Origin of the sequence: Azospirillum rugosum, assembly GCF_017876155.1 — a bacterium.
Taxonomy (GTDB): Bacteria; Pseudomonadota; Alphaproteobacteria; order Azospirillales; family Azospirillaceae; genus Azospirillum; species Azospirillum rugosum.
In genome coordinates, this window is record NZ_JAGINP010000032.1 from 1 (window position 1) to 22,267 (window position 22,267).

Sequence of the window (22,267 nt, forward strand, 5' to 3'; positions counted from 1 at the left end):
CACCCTCACCCCAAACCCCTCTCCCCTCAAGGGAGAGGGGCTTTTCCTCCACTGTATCAGCCACTTACCGCAATGGCGGAATGTGTGCATACTTTTGAGCGAAGGCTGGGATCCAGGGCGTCCCGACGAGTGTCCGAGGAGCCCTGGATTCCCGCCTTCGCGGGAATGACGGGCGGGTGCGGCAACCCTCAGGTCGCGGACAGGATCGGCCGGGTCGCTTCCGACACGGCGGCCTTGCGCACGGGCAGGCTGGCCTGCTGGAGGGCGGCGATCAGGCGGTCGCCGTGCCCCTCGTCCTCCACCTCGATCAGCAGCTCGACCTCCGCGGACTTGACGGAGAAGGCACCGAACAGGCGCTGGTGCTGAACCTCAACGATGTTGCCGCCGCACTCCGCGACGATGCGCGTCACCTGGGCCAGCGCGCCGGGCTGGTCGGCGATGTCGACCTCCAGGTTCAGCAGGCGCCCGTCGCGGGCGAAGCCGCGCATCAGCACGTTGGCGAGCGTGCGCGTGTCGATGTTGCCGCCCGACACCATCAGCCCGACACGCTTGCCGCGGAACCGCTCCGGGTGGAACAGCAGGGCGGCGAGGCCGGCGGCCCCCGCCCCCTCCGACACGGTCTTTTCCACCTCGATCAGCATGGCGATGGCGCGCTCGATGGTCACCTCGGGCACCAGAACCACGTCGCAGCCGTGCTGCTTCAGGATGTCCATGGGGCGCTCGCCGACGTCGCGCACGGCGATGCCCTCCGCCACAGTCGGGCCGCCGACCTTGACCGGCTGGCCGGCCAGCCGCTGGGCCGCCGCCGGGTAGGTCTCCACCTCCACCCCGATCACCTCCAGGTTCGGGCAGAGCGCCCGCGCCGCCACCGCCGCCCCGGCCGCCAAGCCGCCGCCGCCGACGGGGATGGCGAGGCAATCCAGTTCCGGCATCTCCTCCAGCATCTCCAGGATCGCGGTTCCCTGGCCGGCGATCACCGCGTCGTCGTCGTAGGGATGGACGAAGACCAGCCCTTCCCGCTTGGCGAGGTCATGGGCGAAGGCCGCAGCCTCCGCCAGCGAGTCGCCTTCCAGGATGACCGTGGCGCCGTGGTAGCGCGTGCGCTTCACCTTCACGAAGGGGGTGAAGCGCGGCATGACGATGGTCGCGGCGATGCCCAGCTTCTTGGCGTGGTAGGCCACGGCCTGGGCGTGGTTGCCGGCCGACATGGCGATGACGCCGGCCGCCCGTTCCTCCGCCGACAGCAGAAGCAGGCGGTTGGCCGCCCCGCGCTCCTTGAAGGAGGCGGTGAACTGAAGGTTCTCCAGCTTGACCCAGACCTCGGCGCCGGTGATCGCCGACAGCGTTTCCGACTTCAGGAACGGCGTGCGGCCGACCCGGCCGGAAATGCGCGCGGCCGCGGCGCGGATGTCGTCGATGGTGACCGGCATGTCTCTTGTCCCTTTATCCCTGACCCGCCTCGTTATGCGGGGGCGCTACCATAGCGGCGGGGAGGGCACTCAGTACAGATCCGGCCGCCGGTCGGCGATGTGCGTGGCGACCGAGCGCAACGCCGGGTCGATGTCCACGACCACGATCTCCTCCCCCTCCCCGGCCCGCGCCAGCACGGAGCCGTCCGGCCCGGCCACGGTGCTGAGCCCGCAATAATGCAGGTCGCCTTCCCGCCCGCAGCGGTTGGCATAGGCGACGAAGATGCCGTTCTCGAAGGCGCGGGTGGGGACGACGGCGGTCGCGACGACCGTGTAGGGGTGCATCAGCGCGGTGGGCACCAGCAGCGCGTCCACCCCGGCCAGCGCATGGCGCCGCACGATCTCCGGGAACTCCACGTCGTAGCAGATCAGCACGCCGACCCGGATTCCGCCTACCTCCGCCACGGCGAAGCCGTCCGCGCCCGGCGTGAAGGAGCCGCGGTCCAGATCGCCGAACAGATGCGCCTTGCGGTGGTTGATCAGCCGCGCCCCGTCCGGCCCGACCAGCTGGGCGGCGTTGTAGACCGCCCCACCCTCGCCCAGCTCCGGGTAACCGCAGAGGATGCCGATGCCATGGCGGCGGGCGATGCCCGCCACCCGCTGCGCCATCGGGCCGTCCGGCGGCTCGGCCAGCGCGCGCACCGCCTCCGGCCCGAGGTTGTAGCCGGTCAGCCCCATCTCCGGGCCGACCAGCAGCTGCGCGCCCCGCGTCGCCGCCTCCCCGGCCGCCCGTTCCAGCCGGTCGAGGTTGCGGCCCACCGCGCCGGGCTCCGCGTCCGCCTGGAACAGGGCCAGCCGCATCGCCCCCTACCCCTTCCGCCGGGCGAGCGCGCCCACGGACAGGCAGAGGATCTCGAACAGCATCTGCGCGCCGGCCTGGGCGGTGTTGGTCGTCGCGTCGTACTGCGGCGCCACCTCCACCACGTCGCCGCCGATGACGTCGATGCCGCTCAGGCCGCGCAGGATGGCCAGCGCCTCCCGCGTCGTGACGCCGCCGACCTCCGGCGTGCCGGTGCCGGGGGCGTAGACCGGGTCCAGGCAGTCCACGTCAAAGGAGACGTAGACCGGCCCGTCGCCGACCACCTTGCGGGCGGTGGCGATCACGTCCTCGATGCCGCGCTTGGGGATGTCCTCCGCGTGGATCACGGTCATGCCGCTCTCGTAGGAGAACTCCCACAGATACTCGGTGCTGCCGCGGATGCCGATCTGCACCGTGCGCTCCGGATCCAGGACGCCGTCCAGCACCGCCTGGCGGAACGGGCCGCCGTGGTGGAACTTGGAGCCCTCGTAGGCGCCCCCGGTGTCGCAATGGGCGTCGAAATGCACCATGCCGACCGGCCGCCCGCGGCCCAGCGCCTTCAGGATCGAGTAGGTGATGGAATGGTCGCCGCCGACCGACAGCGGCACGACGCCCGCGTCCATGACCTTGTGGTAGAAGGCCTGGATGTCGGCGTGGCAGGTCTCCAGGTTAAAGCGGCTGCTCAGCGGCACGTCGCCCACGTCGGCCAGCGTGCAGGCGGCGGACGGCACCATGCGCAGCACATGCTCATAGGGGCCGATGCGCTCCACGGCGCGCACGGCACGGGGCCCGAGGCGCGCGCCCGCGCGGTTGGTGACGCCCAGATCCATCGGCACGCCGACCAGCGCGATATCCAGCCCGCCGAAATCGGCCAGATCCGGCGCGTCCGGCCGGTAGGGCGCGTCGAGCAGCGTGGAGACGCCCGCAAAGGGCTGCACCCGCTTGCCGCCGGAGAACTGCAGCGCGGCGACGCGCTTGAACTCCGGATCGTGGAAGTCGTCGCCGCCGGAGCCGCTGTATTTGCTGCGCAGATGGTCGAGCTTCTTGGGGTCGATCATGGGGAATCTCTTCGGTAAAGCGTCCTGAACGTTGGGTTGCGCTGCGCTCCACCCAACCTACGGGTCACTTCGTAGGTTGGGTGCAGGCGAAGCCGGAACCCAACAGGGAAACGTCAATCGCTCTTGGCCCAGGCGCCGAGCAGGCGCGGCAAATCGCCGAACCAGGCGATCAGCCCGAAGACCAGGGCGGTCAGCGACACGAACAGCACTGTCACGGCCGCCATGGTCGGCGTGTATCCGTAACGGAGCGCGTTGAAGATCTTGATGGGCAGCGTCTCCAGCGTGAAGCCGACCACCATGTAGGCGACGATGTACTCGTTCAGCGACAGCACGAAGGCGAAGGCGAAGCCGGAGATGACGTAGGGCCGCACCAGCGGCATCACCACGGTGCGCAGCACCGTCCGGTCGTCCGCCCCCATGGTCGCCGCCGCCTCGACGTAAGAGCGGTCCACGGCCCCGAAGCCCAGCGACAGGGTGACCAGCGGCAGCGTCACGAAGAACACCGCGTGGCTGACCACCACCGTCCAGGGCGCGCCGTACTCGCCCACCGCCGCCCAGAAGCTGAGGAAGCCCAGCGCGGTGATGACCGGCGGCAGGATGAAGGGCGTCATGCCCAGCACCTCGAAGGCCCGCGCCCAGGGGGCGCGCCAGCGCCACAGGAACCAGGCCAGCGGGAAGGCGATCAGCACCGCCAGCGCCGCCGACAGGGTCGCGACCACGAGGCTGGCGACCAGCGCAGCGCGCCAGCCCGGATCGGTGAAGACCTCCGCGTACCAGGACAGCGAGAAGCCCTGCGGCGGGAAGGTCAGCGACTTCTTGGCGTTCACGGAAACGCCGGCCACCACCATGATCGGGGCGGCAAGCACCAGCGCGATCAGGGAGGCGAGGACCGTGCTCAGTCTGCGCGTCAGCATCACGCCGCCTCCTCTTTCCGGCCGGCGAGCAGCGCCAGCCCGACCAGCGCCAGGCTGACCAGCACCAGGAACACCGCCATGGCCGCCGCGAAGGGCATGTTGGCCTGATAGATCGCTTGGTCGGTGATGAGCACCGACAGGGTCCAGTGCTGCGGCTTGCCCAGCAGCTGCGGCAACAGGTAGGAGCCGAGCGCGAAGACGAAGACCATGATCGTCGTGGCGACGATGGTGTTGCGCTGGCCGGGCACGACCACGGTCAGGAAGGACTTCAGCGGCGAGGCGCCGAGCGTGCGTGCCGCCTCCACCAGATTGGGGTCGAAGCGTGCGAGCGAGGGGTAGAGCACCAGCACCGTGTAGGGAAAGGCTTGGTAGACCAACCCCGCCAGCAGGGCGCCGAAGCTGGGGCTGAGTGCCATCGGCTCGCTCATCAGGCCCAGCGCCACGAACAGGTTGGTGATGCCGGCGGTGCGCGACAGCAACGTGGACCAGGCGAAGCCGATGATGACTTCCGACAGCGACAGGATCGACAGCAGGAAGACCAGCCAGCGGATCTGGTTGGCCCGCGGCAGCCGCACCAGCCTATACGTGAAGGGGAAGGCGACGCCCACCGACACCGCCGCGACCAGCGCCGCCAGCCCCAGCGAGAAGGACATCACCCCGCCGAAGAAGGTGGTCAGGAACCGTTCGTAGTTCGAAAACACAAAGTCCGGTTCGTAGAAGCCGCCCGGCACGCGCCGGAAGACGCTGACCGCGATCATCAGGCTGAAGGGGATCACGAAGAAGACGACGAGCATCAGCGCCGGAAACAGGATCGGCGAATGCTCGGCCAGGGTGCGGGGCGCGCGGCGGATCATGGCTGCCTCTCCGCCATGGGAGGCAGCACGACGCAGGCGGCCGGCGGGAATTCCACCGACAGCGGGCCGCCGGGCTCCACCGGCGGGCGGTCCTGCGGACGCGACACGGCGACGATCTCCCGCCCGGCCACGTCGATGCGGAACTCCACGCTGGCGCCCAGGTCGCGCATGAAGGACAGCCGGCCGTTCAGGCGGTTCGGGCCGTCGCTGCCGGCAGGATGCACGATGACCTCTTCCGGCCGCACCGACAGCAGCACGCGGCCGGACGGCGGCAGGTTCGGCAGGTGCAGCTGCCCGCCGGGCACAGCGACCGCACCCGGTGCCGTCACCTCGCCGTCCAGCAGATTGGTCAGGCCGATGAAGTCGGCGACGAAGGCGTCGGCCGGCTGGCGGTAGACCTCCATCGGCGGAGCCGCCTGATGGATGCGGCCCTGCGACATGACCACCACGAGGTCGGCCATGGTCATGGCCTCGCGCTGGTCGTGGGTGACGACGATGGTGGTGATGCCGAGCCGCTGCTGAAGCTGCTTCAGCTCGATCTGCATGGCCTCGCGCAGCTTGGCGTCGAGCGCCGACAGCGGCTCGTCCAGCAGGAACAGCTTCGGCTTCAGGGCCAGCGCGCGGGCGATGGCGACGCGCTGGCGCTGGCCGCCGGACAGCTTCGACACCGGCCGGTCGGCGACGCCGGGCAGGCGCACCAGTTCCAGCAGCTCCTCGGCGCGCTTGCGCTGCTCCGCCTTGCCGGCGCCGCGGATGCGGAGCGGATAGGCGATGTTCTCGCCGGCGGTCAGGTGCGGGAACAGGGCCAGCGACTGGAACACCATGCCGAACTCCCGCAGGTGGGCGGGCGCCTCGGTGATGTCCTTGTCGTCGATGACCAGCCGGCCGCCGGAGGGATCCTCCAGCCCCGCGATCATGCGCAGCAGCGTCGTCTTCCCGCAGCCCGATGGGCCGAGCAGGCAGACGAACTGCCCGTGCGGGATGCGCAAGGACGCGCCGTGCACCGCGACCACGGAACCGTAACGCTTGGTGAGACCGTCGAGGACGAGTGCGGACATGGGCGGGCTTTTTTTGAATGAAGGAAGCTGTTTCCCTCTCCCTGCTCCGCAGGGAGAGGGAGGGGCCCGCCGCAAAGCGGCGGGAGGGTGAGGGCAAGGTTTTTCGGGCAGACCTAGCCCTCACCCTCCCACACCAGGGGCGTGGGTCCCTCCCTCTCCCGCCGGGGGCGGGAGAGGGGAATGTTTGCGGGGCGTCACATCACCCCACGATCATCTCGGTCCACTTCTGGTTCAGCCAATCGGACTTGGCCTGATACAGGTCGTAGCGCGGGATGATCGGCGGGATGTCGGAGGACACCGCCGCGAACTCCTTGTCCGTCAGGTCGGTCAGCTTGCGGTCGATGGTCGGGGCGGTGCCGACCTTGCGCGACAGCAGGGCCTGGACCTGGGGCTGGCACATGTAGTCCACGAAGACGTGCGCCAGATCGCCGGCTTTGGAGGCGCGCGACACGGCCCAGCTGCCGCTGTCGTTGATGCCGCCTTCCTTCGGGAAGGTGGAGCGCACCGGGTTGCCGTCGGCGGCGGCGAGGCCGGTGACGTCGTGGTAGTACTGGCCCATCGGAATCTCGCCGGACTTCAGCGCCGCCTCGAACTGCGCCTCGTCGCGGTACCAGAGCTTCACGTTGTTCTTCAGCTCCGCCAGCTTCTTGAAGCAGTCGAGCTGGCCCTGCTCCGTGTCCAGGTGCTTGGTGCCGCCGAAGAAGGTCGCGGCCGTGACCTCCAGCAGGAAGCTGTTGCTGACCAGCGCCAGCAGGCCGAGCTTGTCCTTGTTCGCCGGATCCCACAGCGCGGCCCAGCTCTCCGGGGCCTGCGGGTAGGCCTTGGTGTTGGTGACCAGCGTGATGTACCAGGACACCGCGCCGACGCCGCTGACCTTGCCGTCCGGGTACTTGTTGATCAGGTGCGGCATGACCTTCGCCGCGTTCGGCAGCTTGGCCATGTCGAAGGGTGCCCACAGCTCCGCCGACATGCCCTTCAGCATGGCGACCTGCGACATCATGGAGACGTCGGCCGGGGCCTGGCGCGCGCGGGCCGCCTGCTCCAGCTGGACCAGCCAAGCCTCGCCGGTCGGCTCGGCCACCGGCTCCACCGTGATGCCGGACGCCTTGCTGAAGTCCGGGAAGATGTGCTTTTCGAACGACTCTTTGAAATAGCCGCCATAGACGCCGACCTTCAGCGTCTTCGACTGGGCGCGGACGATGTTCGGGAAGCCGATCGCCGCCACCGCGGCCACCGTGCCTGCCCCCGCCAGCACGGCGCGCCGGCTGACGCCATGGTTGCCCTTGTTCCCAGACTGCCCCTGCTTACCCGTCGTCTCGTTCATGGATTTGACCTTTCCTTGCGGACGAGCTTTCTGGCCGTCCTTGCGGACGGGCGTTCTGTTCGTGAGTCCCACTTTGTGGACTCTCATCATTAGACGGCGGCGCCGGTTCCTTGAAAATGCAAAAGTGTTGTATCTTACTTCGACGCCGGTCGAAGTAAGGCGCCCACACGCCCGCCGATCCCGTGCAAACCCTTGGAGATCCTGGCCCGCCATGGCGATGCCGCAGTTGGAAACCTTTGATCTGCGCCTGCTTCGCATGTTCATGACCATCGTGGAGGCGGGCGGCTTCACTGCGGCGCAAAGCGAACTGAACCTCTCCCTTTCCACCATCTCGACGCATTTCGCGGATCTGGAGACGCGACTCGGGTTGCGGCTGTGCCGGCGCGGACGGTCGGGCTTCCAGCTCACCACCGAGGGTCAGGCGGTCTATGACGAGCTGCGCCGCGTGTTCGACACGCTGGACCGCTTCCGCGCGCGGGTGCGGGGCTTGCGCGAACGGCTGACCGGCACGCTGACGCTCGGGCTGGTGGACAACACGCTGACCGACCCGCGGGCGCCGCTCGACCGGGTCTTCGCCCGCTTCACCGAAGCGGCGCCGGAGGTGTCGCTGGCCATCGCCGTCCGCCCGCCGAACGAGCTGCTGCGCGACGTCATCGGCGGCCAGTTGCAGGTCGCCATCTCCAGCTTTCCCCGCATCGTGCCCAGCCTGTCCTACGAGGACCTCTACCAGGAAACGAACCACTTCTACTGCGCGGCGGGACACCCGCTGTTCACCGCGCCGGAGGAGTCCATCGACCTGGACGAGGTACGGCGCTACCGGCTGGTGTCGCGCGTCTATTGGGGCTTCCGCGACATGAAGGTGTTCGCCATCACGACGCCCAAGGCGACGGTCAGCGACATCGAGGGGGCGGCGCGCCTGATCCTGTCCGGCGCCTACCTCGGCTACCTGCCCGACCATTTCGCCGCGTCCTACGTGAAGGCCGGGCGCCTGCGGGTGATCCTGCCGAAGCTGCTGTCCTACCAGGCGCCCTTCCAGGTCGCCTTCGACGCCAACCGCTCCCGCAGCCCGGTGGTGGAACTGTTCGTCAACCTCGTGAAGGAGGAGATGACCGCGCCGGAGTTCCGCAAGGCGTAAAACTGCCCACGGATTGGTCAACCGCGCCGCCTTTCGCGCCAGTTCCGCACCGTGCATGCCCTGCCGGGGTAGTCGGAGCAAGTCCCTCTCCCGCCCCGGGAGAGGGAAGGGGCCCACGCGAAAGCGTGGGAAGGGTGAGGGTCGCACGAGGATCAGCGACGGATTCTCGCGCGACCCTCACCCGGCCGCTTGGCGGCCACCCTCTCCCGGGGCGGGAGAGGGTTTGGGGGTGGCATGGGCCGTGCAGCAAGCCCCTGCGGACGACCGCGGAAGGAGTGCCGGACATGACCACCAAGACCCACCCCCACCCGGTCGACGAGATGCTGCCGCTGCCGCGGCTCCTGGCCTTGGGCCTGCAGCATGTGATGGTGATGTACGCCGGCGCCATCGCCGTGCCGCTGATCATCGGCGGCGCCCTGAAGCTGCCGAAGGACCAGGTGGCACTGCTGATCAACGCCGACCTCTTCGCCTGCGGCGTCGTCACGCTGATCCAGGCGCTGGGGGTCTGGAAATTCGGCATTCGACTTCCCGTGATGATGGGCGTCACCTTCGCCGCGGTGGGGCCGATGGTCGCCATGGCCGGCAATCCGGAGCTTGGGCTGCTCGGCATCTACGGCGCGGTGATCGGGGCGGGCGTCTTCGCGACGCTGGCCGCCCCGCTGGTCGGCCGGTTGCTGCCGCTGTTCCCGCCGGTGGTGACCGGCAGCGTCATCACCATCATCGGCATCTCCCTGATGCGGGTCGGCGTCACCTGGGCCGGCGGCGGGGCCGGCAACCCGAATTTCGGCGACCCGGCCTATCTGGGCATCGCGCTGTTCGTGCTGGCGGTCATCCTGCTGGTGACGAAATACGCCAAGGGATTCTGGGCCAACATCTCCGTCCTGCTGGGCATCCTGGCGGGCTTCGCGCTGACCATCGCGCTGGGCATGGCGAGTTTCGATGGCGTCGGGCAGGCGAAGTGGGTGGACGCCGTCTATCCCTTCCAGTTCGGCCTGCCGCGCTTCGAGTTCTGGTCGATCCTGACCATGTCGCTGGTGATGATCGTGGTCATGATCGAATCCACCGGCATGTTCCTGGCGGTGGGCGAGATGGTCGGCCGCCCGGTCAGCCGGGAGGATCTGACCCGCGGCCTGCGCACCGACGGGATCGGCACGCTGATCGGCGGCATCTTCAACACCTTCCCCTACACCTCCTTCTCGCAGAATGTCGGGCTGGTCGGGATCACCGGGGTGCGGTCCCGCTGGGTCTGCGTGGCCGGCGGCGGCATCCTGCTGGTGCTGGGGCTGGTGCCGAAGATGGCGCACGTCGTCGCCTCCATCCCGCCCTATGTGCTGGGCGGGGCCGGGCTGGTGATGTTCGGCATGGTCGCGGCCACGGGGATCAAGATCCTGTCGAAGGTCGATTACGCCGCCGCCCGCGGCAACCTGTACGTCGTCGCCATCAGCATCGGCATGGGCATGGTGCCGTTGGTCGCCGACAAGATCTTCCAGAAGATGCCGTCCTTCCTGTCGCCCCTGCTGCACAGCGGCATCCTGCTGGGCACCATCGCGGCGGTGCTGCTGAACCTGTACTTCAACGGCCTGAAGGCGCCCCACGGCGCCGAGGACTTCGTCGCCGCCGCCAAGACGGCGGAGGTCTAATCCTACCCGTTCCGGCATCGACAAGACGTCGGATGCCGCATTGCCGACACGAACAGACTTACACTCGACCGGCGTAGGGATCTCCGCCGGTCGTTCGACGTTTCGACAGTATACCTCTTCTGGAAAAACTTTGCCGGAACGTGGACCGGCGCATCTGTTCCGTCGTGGCATTTCGGCCACCAAAACACCAATCGACGGGATGAATCAGCTCACGCGACTTTCGGCGGTGAGTACCACGCGAATATTGCGTAAGGAGATCCACCATGGCTGACACCAGCCCAATCGGGAGCATTGTCCAGGGAACCGCACAGGCCGACACGCTGAACGGCAGCGCCGGCTCCGACCTGATTTTCGGTTATGAAGGAAGCGACACGCTGAACGGAAAGGCCGGCAACGACCTCATCGACGGCGGCCCCGGCTTCAACCTGATGTCCGGCGGAGACGGCACCGACGTCCTACTGGCCGGCCCCGACGAAAACCTCATGCTCGGCGGCAACGGCGCCGACCAGCTGGTCGGAAACAACGGGTCCGACGCCATGCTCGGCGGGGCGGGAGACGACACGCTGTTCGGCAGCAAAGGCCTCGACCTCGCCATCGGCGGCGCCGGCAACGACCTGATGGACACCGGCGAGGGGTTTGGCGCCCATTACGGCGGCGCCGGTTCCGACACCTTCCGCATTGGGAACGACATCCTGAACAACGGGCAGGCCGATCGCGTCGTCGCCCTGGACTTCAAGGCCGGCGAGGATTCGTTGGACCTCGGTTCCGGCATCCTGGGCGCGGTCACGCGGATCGAGGACACGACGATCGATCTGCGGCCTCTCGTGGAGGCGGCGCGGGAAACCGGCTTCTTCAACAACGACCTGCCGTCCCGCCTCGACCGGTTGGACGATGTCGGCGGTGCGGAAGCCGACGCGACCGGAGCGTTGTCCTTCTTCGCGGCAAACGAGCTGGGCTTCGTCGACGCCAAGGGCGTCAGCGTCTTCATGCAGGGCGGCGACCGGATCGACGTGGTCGGCGTGACCCGCGACCAGCTGCTCAGCCTGCTCAGCACGCCCAGCACCTGAACGGACGACAGAGCGGGGGCCGCCCTTCCTTTCACGCGGGGGAGGGGCGGCTCCCGTCATGTTCAGGCACCCGATTCAGCTCACGGCATCGGCTGGTCCAGCGGACGGCCGAGCTGCGCGCCCGCGACACCCCCCAGGGCACAGCCCAGCGCGGCGGCCGGACCAGTGGCGGGCAGCGCCGCTCCGCCCGTCGCCAGCCCCGCCGCAACGCCGCTGGTCGCCCCGACCGCTGCGCCGGCCGCGCAGCCGAGCGTCAGGCCGGCGATGGTGTGCCGGTTCTGGTAGACCAGCGCCCCGCCCAGGATGATCGCCTTCTCCGCCCCGTCCTGGAGCACCGCCGCCTTATCCGACAGCCAGCCGCCCCAGCTTCCCTCCGCGGGCGGAGCGGCCATCGCGGCGGGAGCGCCCAGGCTTCCGGACGCCAGCAGGACGGCAGCGGCGGCGCGGCTCAGGATCGGGTGCATCGAAAACCTCCAAAGTCCTTGAACGCCAGTAAGCCACGCCGCCCGCCCACCTGTCCAAGACCGCGGGCCGCCCCACGCCGGTGGGGTACCTCTTTCGATCCCGTGGCTGTAGTAGATACTTACTGCCATGCTGATATTCAGCATCACTAACATTCACGCTGGAGCCACCAACCGGGACGGAGCCAGCCGACATGGCCAAGGCCATCCACATGATGATACGGGTCCTCGACGAGGAGCGGTCGCGGGACTTCTACGCCAACGCCTTCGGCCTTGAATGCGCCGACCGCTACGCCTTCGACGGGTTCACGCTGGTCTATCTGCGCAACGCGGAAAACGACTTCGAGGTCGAGCTGACCATCAACCACGGCCGCACCGATCCCTACGCCCACGGCGACGGCTACGGGCACCTGGCGGTCTGCGTGGACGACCTGGACACCGAGCACCGGCGCTTCACCACGCTCGGCTACAGCCCCAATCCCATCAAGGAGTTCATGCGGGACGGCGCGCTGATGGCCCGCTTCTTCTTCGTGCAGGATCCCGACGGCTACAAGATCGAGGTCCTCCAGCGCCACGGCCGCTATCGCTGATTACAGCGGATTTTGAAAAAGGGAGGACGCGATGAGTTCCATTACGGATTCCGGTGCGGGTTCCAATGCCCGGGCCGCGGTCGGCCGGCGCGCATTCCTGGCCGGATCGGCCACGGCGGCCGCGGCGGCGGCCATCCTGGTGTCGGGCGGGGCGATCCTCTGCCCGCGCGAGGCCTGGGGGTACGAGACCAAGGCGCTGGCGCCCGACACCATGCGCTCGCTGGTCCGCATGGCCCGCGACATCTACCCGCACGACCGGCTGCCCGACCGGGTCTACGCCGTCGCCATGAAGGTGCAGGACGAGGCCGCGGCCGGCGACGCCAAGCTGAAGGAGATGTACGAGGCCGGCATGGCCAAGCTGGACAAGCTGGCCAAGGCCAAGCACGCGTCCCCCTACGCCGAGGTCGGCTGGGAGGCCGACCGCGTCCGCCTGCTGCACGAGATCGAGGCCGATCCCTTCTTCCAGAAGGTGCGCGGCGGGCTGGTGACCGGCATCTACAACAACAAGGAGGTCTGGCCCCTCTTCGGCTACGAGGGCGAGAGCGCGTCCAAGGGCGGCTACATCGCCCGCGGCTTCAACGACATCGAGTGGCTTTAAAGCCACCGGGTATTGAGGGGGAAACGTCAGCCATGGCAGCGAAATTCGACCTGAACGACGACAGCGTCGTCGTCATCGTGGGGTCCGGCGCGGGCGGCGGCACGCTCGGCACGCAGCTGGCCCTGAAGGGCATCAAGACGGTCATCCTGGAGGCGGGCGCCCGCCACGAGATGGAGGAGTTCCAGAACGACGAGTGGGCCAGCTTCACCCAGATCTCCTGGCTCGACCCGCGCACCACGTCCGGCAGCTGGCGCGTCGCCAAGGACTTCCCGAACCTGCCGGCCTGGATCGTGAAGGCGGTCGGCGGCTCCACCATCCACTGGGCGGGCGCGTCGCTGCGCTTCCAGCCGCACGAGTTCAAGACGCGCACGACCTACGGCGACATCCCCGGCGCCAACCTGCTGGACTGGCCAATCACGCTGGAGGAGATGGCCCCCTGGTACGCCAAGGCGGAGGACCGCATGGGCGTCACCCGCACCAACGGCATCCCCGGCCTGCCCGGCAACAACAACTTCAAGGTCATGAAGGCCGGCGCCGACAAGATGGGCTACAAGGAGTGCCACACCGGCCGGATGGCCATCAATTCCCAGGAACGCGACAACCGCGGGGCCTGCCAGCAGATCGGCTTCTGCTTCCAGGGCTGCAAGTCGGGCGCGAAATGGTCCACCCTGATCGCCGAGATCCCGAAGGGCGAGGCGACCGGCAAGCTGGAGGTGCGCCCGAACGCCCAGGTCCTGAAGATCGAGCACGACGCCCGCGGCAAGGTCACCGGCGTGGTCTACGCCGACAAGGACGGCGCCATGCAGCGCCAGAAGGCGCGCATCGTCGCGGTCGCCGGCAACTCCATCGAAAGCCCGCGCCTGCTGCTGAACTCCGCCTCCAGCCTGTTCCCGGACGGGCTCGCCAACTCCTCCGGCCAGGTGGGCAAGAACTACATGCGGCACATGACCGGATCGGTCTACGGCATGTTCGACAAGCCCGTGCGCATGTACCGCGGCACGACCATGGCCGGCATCGTGAAGGACGAGGCGCGGAACGACCCCAGCCGCGGCTTCGTCGGCGGCTATGAGATGGAAACGCTGTCGCTCGGCCTGCCCTTCATGGCCGCCTTCCTCGACCCCGGTTCCTGGGGGCGGGAGTTCACCTCCGCGCTCGACGGCTACGACCGGATGGCCGGCATGTGGCTGGTCGGCGAGGACATGCCGCAGGAAACCAACCGCGTCACCCTGCATCCGGAGCTGAAGGACAAGTACGGGCTGCCGATCCCGGACGTCCATTTCGACGACCACCCGAACGACATCGCCATGCGCAACCACGCCTACCGGCAGGGGGCGGCGCTGTATGAATCGGTGGGCGCGATCCGGACCTTCCCGACGCCGCCCTACCCCTCCACCCACAACCTCGGCACCAACCGGATGAGCGAGAAGCCGCGCGACGGCGTGGTGAACAAGTGGGGCCAGGCGCACGACGTGGCGAACCTGTTCGTCTCCGACGGATCGCAGTTCACCACCGGCGCGTCGGAAAACCCGACCCTGACCATCGTCGCGCTGGCCCTGCGCCAGGCCGACTACATCGCCGACCAAATGAGCAAGGCCACGATTTGACGGCCGCTGCCCGCCGTTCGCTGAGCGATAAGCAACTGACATAGCCAAGAAAAGCCCCTCTCCCTCGAGGGGAGAGGGGTTGGGGTGAGGGTGGTGCCGGCGCATGCCGGCCGGAAGCATCGCAAGTAACCTGGAACGCGCAAATTCTCCGGGCTGCCGCGCCGCGCGCGCCGTTGCCGGTCAGGCTCCGGCCCTGCTATAGGTGGCCGGTCTTCGAGGGTTGGCCCGCCGGGAGTTGCATCGTGTCCAAATCCGCCCTGGTGTGCGTGACGCACAACAATTGCGACACGTTGATCCGCTGCCTGGAATCGGTTTTCAACAACACGAGCGCGCCCTATCACCTGTTCCTGATCGACAACGCGTCCAGCGATCCGACGCCGGGCCTCTACACCCAGCTTCCATCCACGGCCACCGTGGTGCGCAACACCGCCAACCGCTGGTGGGCCGGCGGGATCAACCAGGGAATCCGGTTGGCCGGCGACGACTTCGACCACGTCTTCTTCCTGAACGACGACATCGAGGTGCCGAAGCGCTGGCTGGAGCGGCTGACCAACCTCCTCGACTCCAACCCTGGGATCGGCGCCATCGGGCCGCTGAATTCCAATCCCAACGACTGGCAGTGCTACGACCGCGTGCGCACCGAGCAGGACATCGGCAGCCTTCTTCCCGCCGCCCCGGAGATCGACCGCCGCGACCTTGCCGCCATGGACGCGCTGGTGGCCGGGCAGAACGACCCGCCGGGGGTGACCATCCAGGGCATGCTGGCCTTCTTCTGCACCGGGCTGCGCCGCGAGGCGGTGGCCAAGGTCGGGTTGCTGGACGAGGCGTTCATCATGGGCGGGGACGACGACGACTATTGCCGGCGCCTGACGCGCGCGGGCTTCGACCTGGCCCTGGCGCTCAACACCTATGTGCTGCACCACGGCAGCGTGTCCATCAACCGCATGGACGATGGCGTCCGCGCCGAGTTCAAGCGCCGCAACCTCGCGCGCCTCGCCGAGAAATACGCGGAAACGTCCGAGGCTGGAGCATAGAGAGGCGAAGCGCCATCCCGGCCCTCACGCCACCTCGCATTCCCGCGTGCCGGCCTTCTCAATCCCGGCCTTCTCAATCACAGAGAAGTCCGTTTGCGCCTCGCGCTCCAGTTCCTCGATGCAGGGGCGGCGGCCCTTGACGTCGCGGGCGTAGGTCAGGCAGGCGCAGCGCAACAGCCCGGCGAAGTTCCGACGTTCCACGCCCCGCGCCAGGACCTCGTCGTGCAGTTTGGACAGGAAGCGGCCGAGCGACACCCCCTGCATTTCCGCGATTTCCTCAAGCGTGTCCCAAAAGGCGGCCTCCAGGCAGACGCTCGTGGAATGCCCGCTCAGGCGGACGCGCCGCGTCACCATGCGGAAGCGGGCGGGATCCTGGCCGGCGAAAATCTGACACATGGTGCTGGGTCCTCCCCCGTCGGCTTTGCCTTTAAAAATGCATCATGCACAAACATTCCGACGAACGCATCATATTCCGAACGAGACTTGGCGAAAAGCTTGAGCGTTGTGTTGGAGAGGAAAATAAGGTTTTGCGACTGTTTGCATGAAGTCGCGGCGAAATCCCGAGCTTTTACCCTTGCCTTTCGCAATAGGCATCTACCCAGCCTGCCCAACGCAAAAGTATTAGCTGTGAAAAATGGTGGATCATTCCCGGCGTATTAACTCCGGGATGGAACCGGTCACTCCCACACCCGTTGTAAGCTCTCGTTTTGCAGGTGCACAAATGCCCGCGAAAAGGGTTGCATTTCCAATGTATCCGCGACGGCACAACTGACGAGAGGAAGACCATATGAGCTGGGCCGGCCAGTTTCAGTTCGCCATCGGGAAAAACCGAAAGAATTCCAACCAAAAAACACAGACGTCTGCCGCCACCGGAACCACCGCACCGTCCTCCACGATCATCTGTTTTTCGCATCTCCGGTGGAGCTTCGTTTATCAGCGCCCGCAGCATTTGATGTCCCGCTTCGCACGGGATCATCGGGTCTTCTTCGTCGAGGAGCCCATCCGCAACGATACGCCGGAACCCTGGCTCGACATCCGCGAGGATGAAGGGGTCCACGTCCTTGTGCCGCGCCTGCCGGCCAGCCTCGGCGAGGCGGAGGCGGCGACCGCCCAGCGCATGCTGCTCGACCAGCATCTGGCCAGCGAAGGCGTCGCGGACCCGATCCTCTGGTACTACACGCCGATGAGCCTGGGCTTCTCCAGCCACCTGCGCGGCTCGCTGGTCGTCTACGACTGCATGGACGAGCTGTCCGCCTTCCACGGCGCCCCGCCGGAATTGGTGGAGCGGGAACGCCAGCTGATGAAGCGCGCCGATCTCGTCTTCACCGGCGGCGTCAGCCTGTGGGAGGCCAAGCGCGACCTGCACCCGAACGCCCACGCCTTCCCCAGCAGCGTGGACGTGCCCCATTTCGCCGCCGCCCGTTCCATCGCCGAGGAGCCTGACGATCAGGCGCACATCCCCCACCCGCGCCTCGGCTTCTACGGCGTGATCGACGAGCGGCTGGACGTGGACCTGCTGGACGCGGCCGCCGCGGCGCGGCCGGACTGGCAGTTCGTGCTGGTCGGCCCGGTGGTGAAGATCGACCCCGCCCGTCTGCCGCGCCGCCCGAACATCCATTACCTAGGGCCCAAGGTGTACGACGACCTGCCGCACTACCTGGCCGGCTGGGACGTCGCGCTGATGCCCTTCGCCCGCAACGAATCCACCCGCTTCATCAGCCCGACGAAGACGCCGGAATATCTGGCGGCCGGGCGCCCGGTCGTCTCCACCTCCATCACCGACGTGGTGCGGACCTACGGCGACACCGGCATCGTCCGCATCGCCGACATGGCCGGCGACTTCGTGGCCGCGATCGAGGCGGCGCTGAATGATGCGGCCGACCCGGACCGCCTGCGCTCCACCGCCGACCTCGTGCTGCGCGACATGTCCTGGGACAAGACGCAAGGGCGCATGAAGGAGCTGATGGACCGCACCCGCGCCCGCATGCGCGCCGCGTCCCGCATCCAGCTCGTCGCCTCCGCGCCCGCGCAGCCGGCGAAGCACAGCAACGGCCGCGCGGTCGGACGGCGGTCCGGCTTCGACTACCTGATCGTCGGGGCGGGCTTCGCCGGCAGCGTGCTGGCCGAACGCTTGGCCGCCGGGCTCGACAAGCGCGTCCTGCTGATCGACCGGCGTCCGCACATCGGCGGCAACGCCTACGACCACTACGACGACGCCGGCCTGCTGATCCACCGCTATGGGCCGCACATCTTCCACACCAATGCCCAACAGGTCGTGGACTACCTGTCGCGCTTCACCAAGTGGCGCCCCTACGAGCACCGCGTGCTGGCCCACGTGGACGAGCAGCTGGTTCCCATCCCGATCAACCGCACCACGGTCAACCGCCTGTACGGCCTGGACCTGGACGAGGCCGGCGTGGCCGCCTTCCTCGCCTCGCGCGCCGAGCCGGTGGCCGACATCCGCACGTCGGAGGACGTCGTGGTCGGTGCGGTCGGGCGGGAGTTGTACGAGACGTTCTTCCGCGGCTACACCCGCAAGCAGTGGGGCCTCGACCCGTCGGACCTCGACAAGTCGGTGACCTCGCGCGTGCCGACGCGGACCAACGACGACGACCGCTATTTCGGCGACAGCTTCCAGGCGATGCCGCTGCACGGCTACACGCGGATGTTCGAGGCGATGCTCGACCACCCGAACATCAAGGTCATGACGAACACGGACTTCGACGACGTCCGCGACGAGATCCAGTACGACCGCATCGTCTACACCGGCCCGATCGACGAGTTCTTCGGCCACCGCTTCGGCAAGCTGCCCTATCGCTCCCTGACTTTCCGGCACGAGACGGTGGCGCAGGAATGGTTCCAGCCGGTCGCGGTGGTGAACGAGCCGTCGGAGGCCGTGCCCTACACCCGCGTCACCGAATACAAGCACTTGACAGGGCAGAAGCACCCGAAAACCAGCATCACCTACGAGTATCCGGCCGCCCAGGGCGACCCCTACTACCCGATCCCGCGCCCGGAGAACCAGGAGCTGTTCCGCAAGTACCAGGCGCTGGCGGACGAGACACCGAACGTCACCTTCCTGGGGCGGCTCGGCACCTACCGTTACTACAACATGGACCAGGTGGTGGCGCAGGCCCTGTCGGTCTTTGCCCGCATCGCCAAGGAGGAGGAGCGCCTGCACGGCCTGACGGCCGCCGCCCGCGAACTCCGCTCCCTGGGCATGGAGGCGAAAGCGCGGGGAGCCGCGGCGGAACGGGCGGTCGGCCTGGGGGATTGAGGCGGCGTCGAGCCGGTTGGCCCCCACCCTCCCGCTTCGCGGGTCCCTCCCTCCCCCGCTTCGCAGGGGAGGGTTTGGCGCGAAGCGGCGGCAGTCCCCTCCCTCGCTGAAAGCGGGGGAGGGTTAGGGAGGGGGCCGATCGCTGCGACAATCTTGCGACCTCACCAATTCCCAATAGCCATTCGCCGTCCAACCACTCCTTCTCTCCCCCGATGCCGAACGGCCGGTGCCGCCCTTCACGGGCGCGCCGGCCTGTTCCCTGGAAGGGCAAGAAACCATGCACAAGTCCCCGCTTCACCAGCCGACCCTGTTCGACGGATTCTTCCTCGGCGGGTTCGAGTGCTCGACGCACCGCCGCCACGACGGCCGTCGCCTCGACCTGATCGCCGCGACGGGGCACGACCGCCATGCCGCCGCCGACTACCAGCGCATGGCCGCGCACGGCATCCGCACCGTCCGCGACGGGGTGCGCTGGCACCTGATCGAGACGGTGCCCGGCCATTACGACTGGTCCAGCCTGCGGCCGATGATCCACGCCGCGCGCGATGCCGGGGTGCAGGTGATCTGGGACCTCTGCCATTACGGCTGGCCGGACGACCTCGACATCTGGCGCCCGGCCTTCGTGGAGCGCTTCGCCCGCTTCTGCGCCGCCGTCGCGGGCCTGATGCGCGACGAAGGGGTCGACGTGCCCTGCTTCTGCCCGGTCAACGAGATCTCCTACTGGGCCTGGGCGGGCGGCGACATGAAGCGCTTCAACCCGATGGCGGAGCGCCGGGGCATGGAGCTGAAGCACCAGCTCGTCCGCGCCTCCATCGCGGGGATCGACGCGATCCGCGCCGCCGACCCGCGCGCCCGCATCGTCCAGGTCGATCCCGTGATCAACGTGCTGCCGCGCCCCGACCGCCGGGGGGACGTCAACGCCGCGGAGAACGCGCGCCTGTCGCAGTACGAGGCCTGGGACATGATCGGCGGCTACGCCTGGCCCGGCCTGGGCGGCAAGCCCGAATACCTGGACATCATCGGGGTGAACTACTACTCCGACAACCAGTGGTTTCTGAACGGCGGCACGATCGGGCGCGACGACCCGCGCTACCGTCCCTTCGCCGACATCCTGGCGGAGGTGCACCGACGCTACGGCCGCCCCGTCCTGGTGGCGGAGACGGGGGCGGAGGGTGACGCCCGCGCGCCCTGGCTCGACTACGTCACCGACCAGGTGACGGCAGCCCTGCGCGAGGGCGTGCCCGTGGAAGGCATCTGCCTGTACCCGATCCTGGACTATCCCGGCTGGGCCAACGACCGCCATTGCGAGACCGGGCTCTACGGCCTGTGCGACGCCGACGGCGGGCGCTGCCTGCACCAGCCGCTCGCCGACGCGCTGGAGCGCCACCAGGCCCGCGTCAACGCCCTGCTCGCCCGCCCGCCCCTCCAGATCGCCGCCCAGTGACGGTCCAGCACGAGGATCTGCCCATGACGCCGCAGACCATGACGCCGCAGACCATGACACCGGAGACCATCCCGAGCCGCCCGGCCGCCTTCCTGATGCACTACATGCGGCGGCGGCCCTGGCAATTCGGCGGACTGTTCACGACCATCGTCACGGCCGCGGTCTGCGCGGTCGCGGTTCAGTACGCCATGAAGCTGCTGATCGACGCGATGGCCTCGCCCGACCGGCAGGCGGCCGACGTGTGGACTCCGCTCGGCCTGTTCCTCGGCTTCATCGCGACCGAGAACGTGCTGTGGCGGCTGGGCGGCTGGCTCGGCTGCCGCACCGTCCTGGCGACCGGCGTCGACATGCGGCTGGACCTGTTCCAGCACCTCACCGGCCATTCGATGCGCTATTTCTCCGAGCATCTCGCGGGATCGCTCGGCAACCGCATCGCGTCGACGGAGACGGCGGCGACCAGCATCTTCCGGACGCTGACCTGGAACATCGTGCCCCCCTGCACGGACTTCCTGGGCGCGGTGGTGGTCCTGCTGACCATCCACTGGGGCATGGCGGTGGCGCTGGTGTTCTTCGCCGCCGTGGTGGCCGGGGCCATCGTGTATCTCGGCCAGCGCGGACGGGCCGTCCACCACGCCTTCGCCGACCAGACCGCGCGGACCAACGGCGAGCTGGTGGACGTCGTCTCCAACGTCTGGACGGTGAAGGCCTTCTCCGCCCGCGGACGGGAGCGGGAGCGGCTGGCCCGCGCCTTCGGCGTGGAGGCCGGGGCGCACCGCCGCAGCTGGATGCACCTGGAAAAGACCCGCGTCGTCCACGACGCCTGCCTGTGGGTGATGGCCGGGTCGATGCTGCTGTGGGCGCTGCTGCTCTGGCAGAGCGGGTCGATCACGACCGGCGACGTGGTGATCGTCAGCGCGCTGACCTTCCGCATTCTGCACGGCTCCCGCGACCTCGCCTTCGCGCTGGTCAGCGCGACCCAGCAGTACAGCGCCATCGCCGAGAGCCTGCGCGTGATCGCCCGGCCGCACGACGTGCTGGACCCCGTGCCGGCCCTGCCGGCGGTCCCCGGCGGCGGCACCATCGCCTTCGACGAGGTGACCTACCGCTACCCGGAGGGGCGGCGGGTGCTGGACCGCTTCACCCTGACCATCCCGGCCGGGCAGAAGGTCGGCCTTGTCGGGCCGTCCGGGGCGGGCAAGTCCACGATCATCAGCCTGATCCAGCGGCTGGACGACGTGCAGCGCGGCACCATCCTGATCGACGGGCAGCCGATCACCGCGCTGGCCCAGGACGAGCTGCGGGCCAAGATCGCCGTGGTCCCGCAGGACATCGCCCTGTTCCACCGCAACATCCTGGAGAACATCCGCTACGGCCGCCCCGACGCCACCGACGAGGAGGTGTTCGAGGCCGCCCGCCACGCCTTCTGCGACGGCTTCATCCGGCAGCTTCCGGAGGGTTACGGGACCATGGTCGGCGAGCGCGGCGTGCGCCTGTCCGGCGGCCAGCGCCAGCGGCTGGGCATCGCCCGCGCCTTCCTGAAGAACGCCCCGATCCTGATCCTGGACGAGGCCACCTCGGCGCTGGACACCCAGTCGGAGAAGGAAATCCAGCTGGCGCTCGCCGATCTGGCCCGCGGTCGGACGGTGGTCGCGGTGGCGCACCGGCTGTCCACCGTCTCCACCTTCGACCGCGTGCTGGTGCTGGTGGACGGCCGCATCGCCGAGGACGGATCGCCGTCGGAGCTTCGCCGCCGCCGGGGCGGCATGTTCAACACGCTCTGGCAGATCCAGGCGGAAGGCTTCGCCGCGGAGTAGCTGTCGGGATATGAGGCCGTGGCCGGCCACCTGATGGTATCGGCCGGAACGGCTATGTCGGGTTGCCCTTCGCTCGGGTCCTTTCGGGGTCGCCGTGTGTTAAGACACATGTGCACAAAAGGAAAAC

General features: G+C 68.3%; 19 protein-coding genes. 10 read left to right on the plus strand and 9 right to left on the minus strand.

All coding sequences use genetic code 11. The features are described 5' to 3' along the window. Positions 1-188: 188 nt before the first annotated feature. The 7 genes from J2851_RS31320 to J2851_RS31350 form a co-directional block, all read right to left on the minus strand. On the minus strand, positions 189-1,430 hold the full coding sequence (locus tag J2851_RS31320; protein WP_209771742.1) for a threonine ammonia-lyase: 1,242 nt from the start codon (positions 1,428-1,430) through the stop codon (positions 189-191). 69 nt (positions 1,431-1,499) lie between these two features. Beyond that, the gene (locus J2851_RS31325; protein ID WP_209771745.1) at positions 1,500-2,270 is read right to left on the minus strand and encodes a carbon-nitrogen hydrolase family protein; all 771 of its coding nucleotides are present in this window, start codon (positions 2,268-2,270) and stop codon (positions 1,500-1,502) included. Positions 2,271-2,276: 6 nt separating this feature from the next. Next, entirely contained in the window at positions 2,277-3,326 is a 1,050-nt protein-coding gene (gene speB, locus J2851_RS31330) for an agmatinase (protein WP_209771749.1), read from the minus strand. Between the two features lie 113 nt (positions 3,327-3,439). Further along, positions 3,440-4,240, minus strand: a complete 801-nt coding sequence (locus J2851_RS31335; RefSeq protein ID WP_209771752.1) for an ABC transporter permease — start codon at positions 4,238-4,240, stop codon at positions 3,440-3,442. Further along, positions 4,240-5,094, minus strand: coding sequence for an ABC transporter permease (locus J2851_RS31340; RefSeq protein ID WP_209771754.1), 855 nt, complete (start codon positions 5,092-5,094; stop codon positions 4,240-4,242). The genes J2851_RS31335 and J2851_RS31340 overlap by 1 nt, the downstream gene beginning before the upstream one ends. Continuing rightward, positions 5,091-6,152 carry an ABC transporter ATP-binding protein gene (locus J2851_RS31345; RefSeq protein ID WP_209771757.1) on the minus strand — a complete coding sequence of 354 codons (1,062 nt, stop codon included), beginning with the start codon at positions 6,150-6,152 and terminating at the stop codon, positions 5,091-5,093. Before J2851_RS31345 ends, J2851_RS31340 begins: the two co-directional genes overlap by 4 nt. 199 nt (positions 6,153-6,351) lie before the next feature. Then, entirely contained in the window at positions 6,352-7,476 is a 1,125-nt protein-coding gene (locus J2851_RS31350) for an ABC transporter substrate-binding protein (RefSeq protein ID WP_209771760.1), read from the minus strand. Positions 7,477-7,687: 211 nt separating this feature from the next. Between J2851_RS31350 and J2851_RS31355 the strand changes: the two genes are divergently transcribed. From J2851_RS31355 to J2851_RS31365, 3 genes are all read left to right on the plus strand, one after another. Continuing rightward, positions 7,688-8,611: a LysR family transcriptional regulator gene (locus J2851_RS31355; protein WP_209771763.1), complete on the plus strand. Its 924-nt coding sequence runs from the start codon at positions 7,688-7,690 to the stop codon at positions 8,609-8,611. A 284-nt stretch (positions 8,612-8,895) separates the two neighbouring features. Continuing rightward, a complete protein-coding gene (locus J2851_RS31360; protein WP_209771765.1) occupies positions 8,896-10,251 on the plus strand; it encodes a nucleobase:cation symporter-2 family protein in 1,356 nt (451 codons plus the stop codon). A gap of 263 nt (positions 10,252-10,514) precedes the next feature. Next, positions 10,515-11,318, plus strand: a complete 804-nt coding sequence (locus J2851_RS31365) for a calcium-binding protein (RefSeq protein ID WP_209771768.1) — start codon at positions 10,515-10,517, stop codon at positions 11,316-11,318. Positions 11,319-11,398: 80 nt separating this feature from the next. Here J2851_RS31365 and J2851_RS31370 read toward each other — a convergent pair whose 3' ends face one another. After that, positions 11,399-11,782, minus strand: a complete 384-nt coding sequence (locus J2851_RS31370; RefSeq protein ID WP_209771771.1) for a hypothetical protein — start codon at positions 11,780-11,782, stop codon at positions 11,399-11,401. 191 nt (positions 11,783-11,973) lie between these two features. Between J2851_RS31370 and J2851_RS31375 the strand changes: the two genes are divergently transcribed. The 4 genes from J2851_RS31375 (at position 11,974) to J2851_RS31390 (ending at position 15,605) form a co-directional block, all read left to right on the plus strand. Beyond that, complete coding sequence (locus J2851_RS31375) at positions 11,974-12,369, plus strand: VOC family protein (RefSeq protein ID WP_209771772.1); 396 nt, start codon at positions 11,974-11,976, stop codon at positions 12,367-12,369. Between the two features lie 31 nt (positions 12,370-12,400). Then, a complete protein-coding gene (locus tag J2851_RS31380) occupies positions 12,401-12,967 on the plus strand; it encodes a twin-arginine translocation signal domain-containing protein (protein ID WP_209771774.1) in 567 nt (188 codons plus the stop codon). Between the two features lie 32 nt (positions 12,968-12,999). Then, complete coding sequence (locus J2851_RS31385; protein ID WP_209771775.1) at positions 13,000-14,571, plus strand: GMC family oxidoreductase; 1,572 nt, start codon at positions 13,000-13,002, stop codon at positions 14,569-14,571. A 242-nt stretch (positions 14,572-14,813) separates the two neighbouring features. Continuing rightward, positions 14,814-15,605, plus strand: coding sequence for a glycosyltransferase family 2 protein (locus J2851_RS31390; protein ID WP_209771777.1), 792 nt, complete (start codon positions 14,814-14,816; stop codon positions 15,603-15,605). A 24-nt stretch (positions 15,606-15,629) separates the two neighbouring features. Here J2851_RS31390 and J2851_RS31395 read toward each other — a convergent pair whose 3' ends face one another. Then, the gene (locus J2851_RS31395) at positions 15,630-16,001 is read right to left on the minus strand and encodes a ribbon-helix-helix domain-containing protein (protein ID WP_209771779.1); all 372 of its coding nucleotides are present in this window, start codon (positions 15,999-16,001) and stop codon (positions 15,630-15,632) included. A gap of 556 nt (positions 16,002-16,557) precedes the next feature. On the opposite strand from J2851_RS31395, the gene glf reads away from it, so the two are divergent. The 3 genes from glf (at position 16,558) to J2851_RS31410 (ending at position 22,140) form a co-directional block, all read left to right on the plus strand. Further along, a complete protein-coding gene (gene glf / locus J2851_RS31400) occupies positions 16,558-18,882 on the plus strand; it encodes a UDP-galactopyranose mutase (protein ID WP_209771781.1) in 2,325 nt (774 codons plus the stop codon). A gap of 277 nt (positions 18,883-19,159) precedes the next feature. After that, complete coding sequence (locus tag J2851_RS31405; RefSeq protein ID WP_209771784.1) at positions 19,160-20,326, plus strand: glycoside hydrolase family 1 protein; 1,167 nt, start codon at positions 19,160-19,162, stop codon at positions 20,324-20,326. 23 nt (positions 20,327-20,349) lie between these two features. Further along, the gene (locus J2851_RS31410) at positions 20,350-22,140 is read left to right on the plus strand and encodes an ABC transporter ATP-binding protein (RefSeq protein ID WP_246501068.1); all 1,791 of its coding nucleotides are present in this window, start codon (positions 20,350-20,352) and stop codon (positions 22,138-22,140) included. Positions 22,141-22,267: the final 127 nt, after the last annotated feature.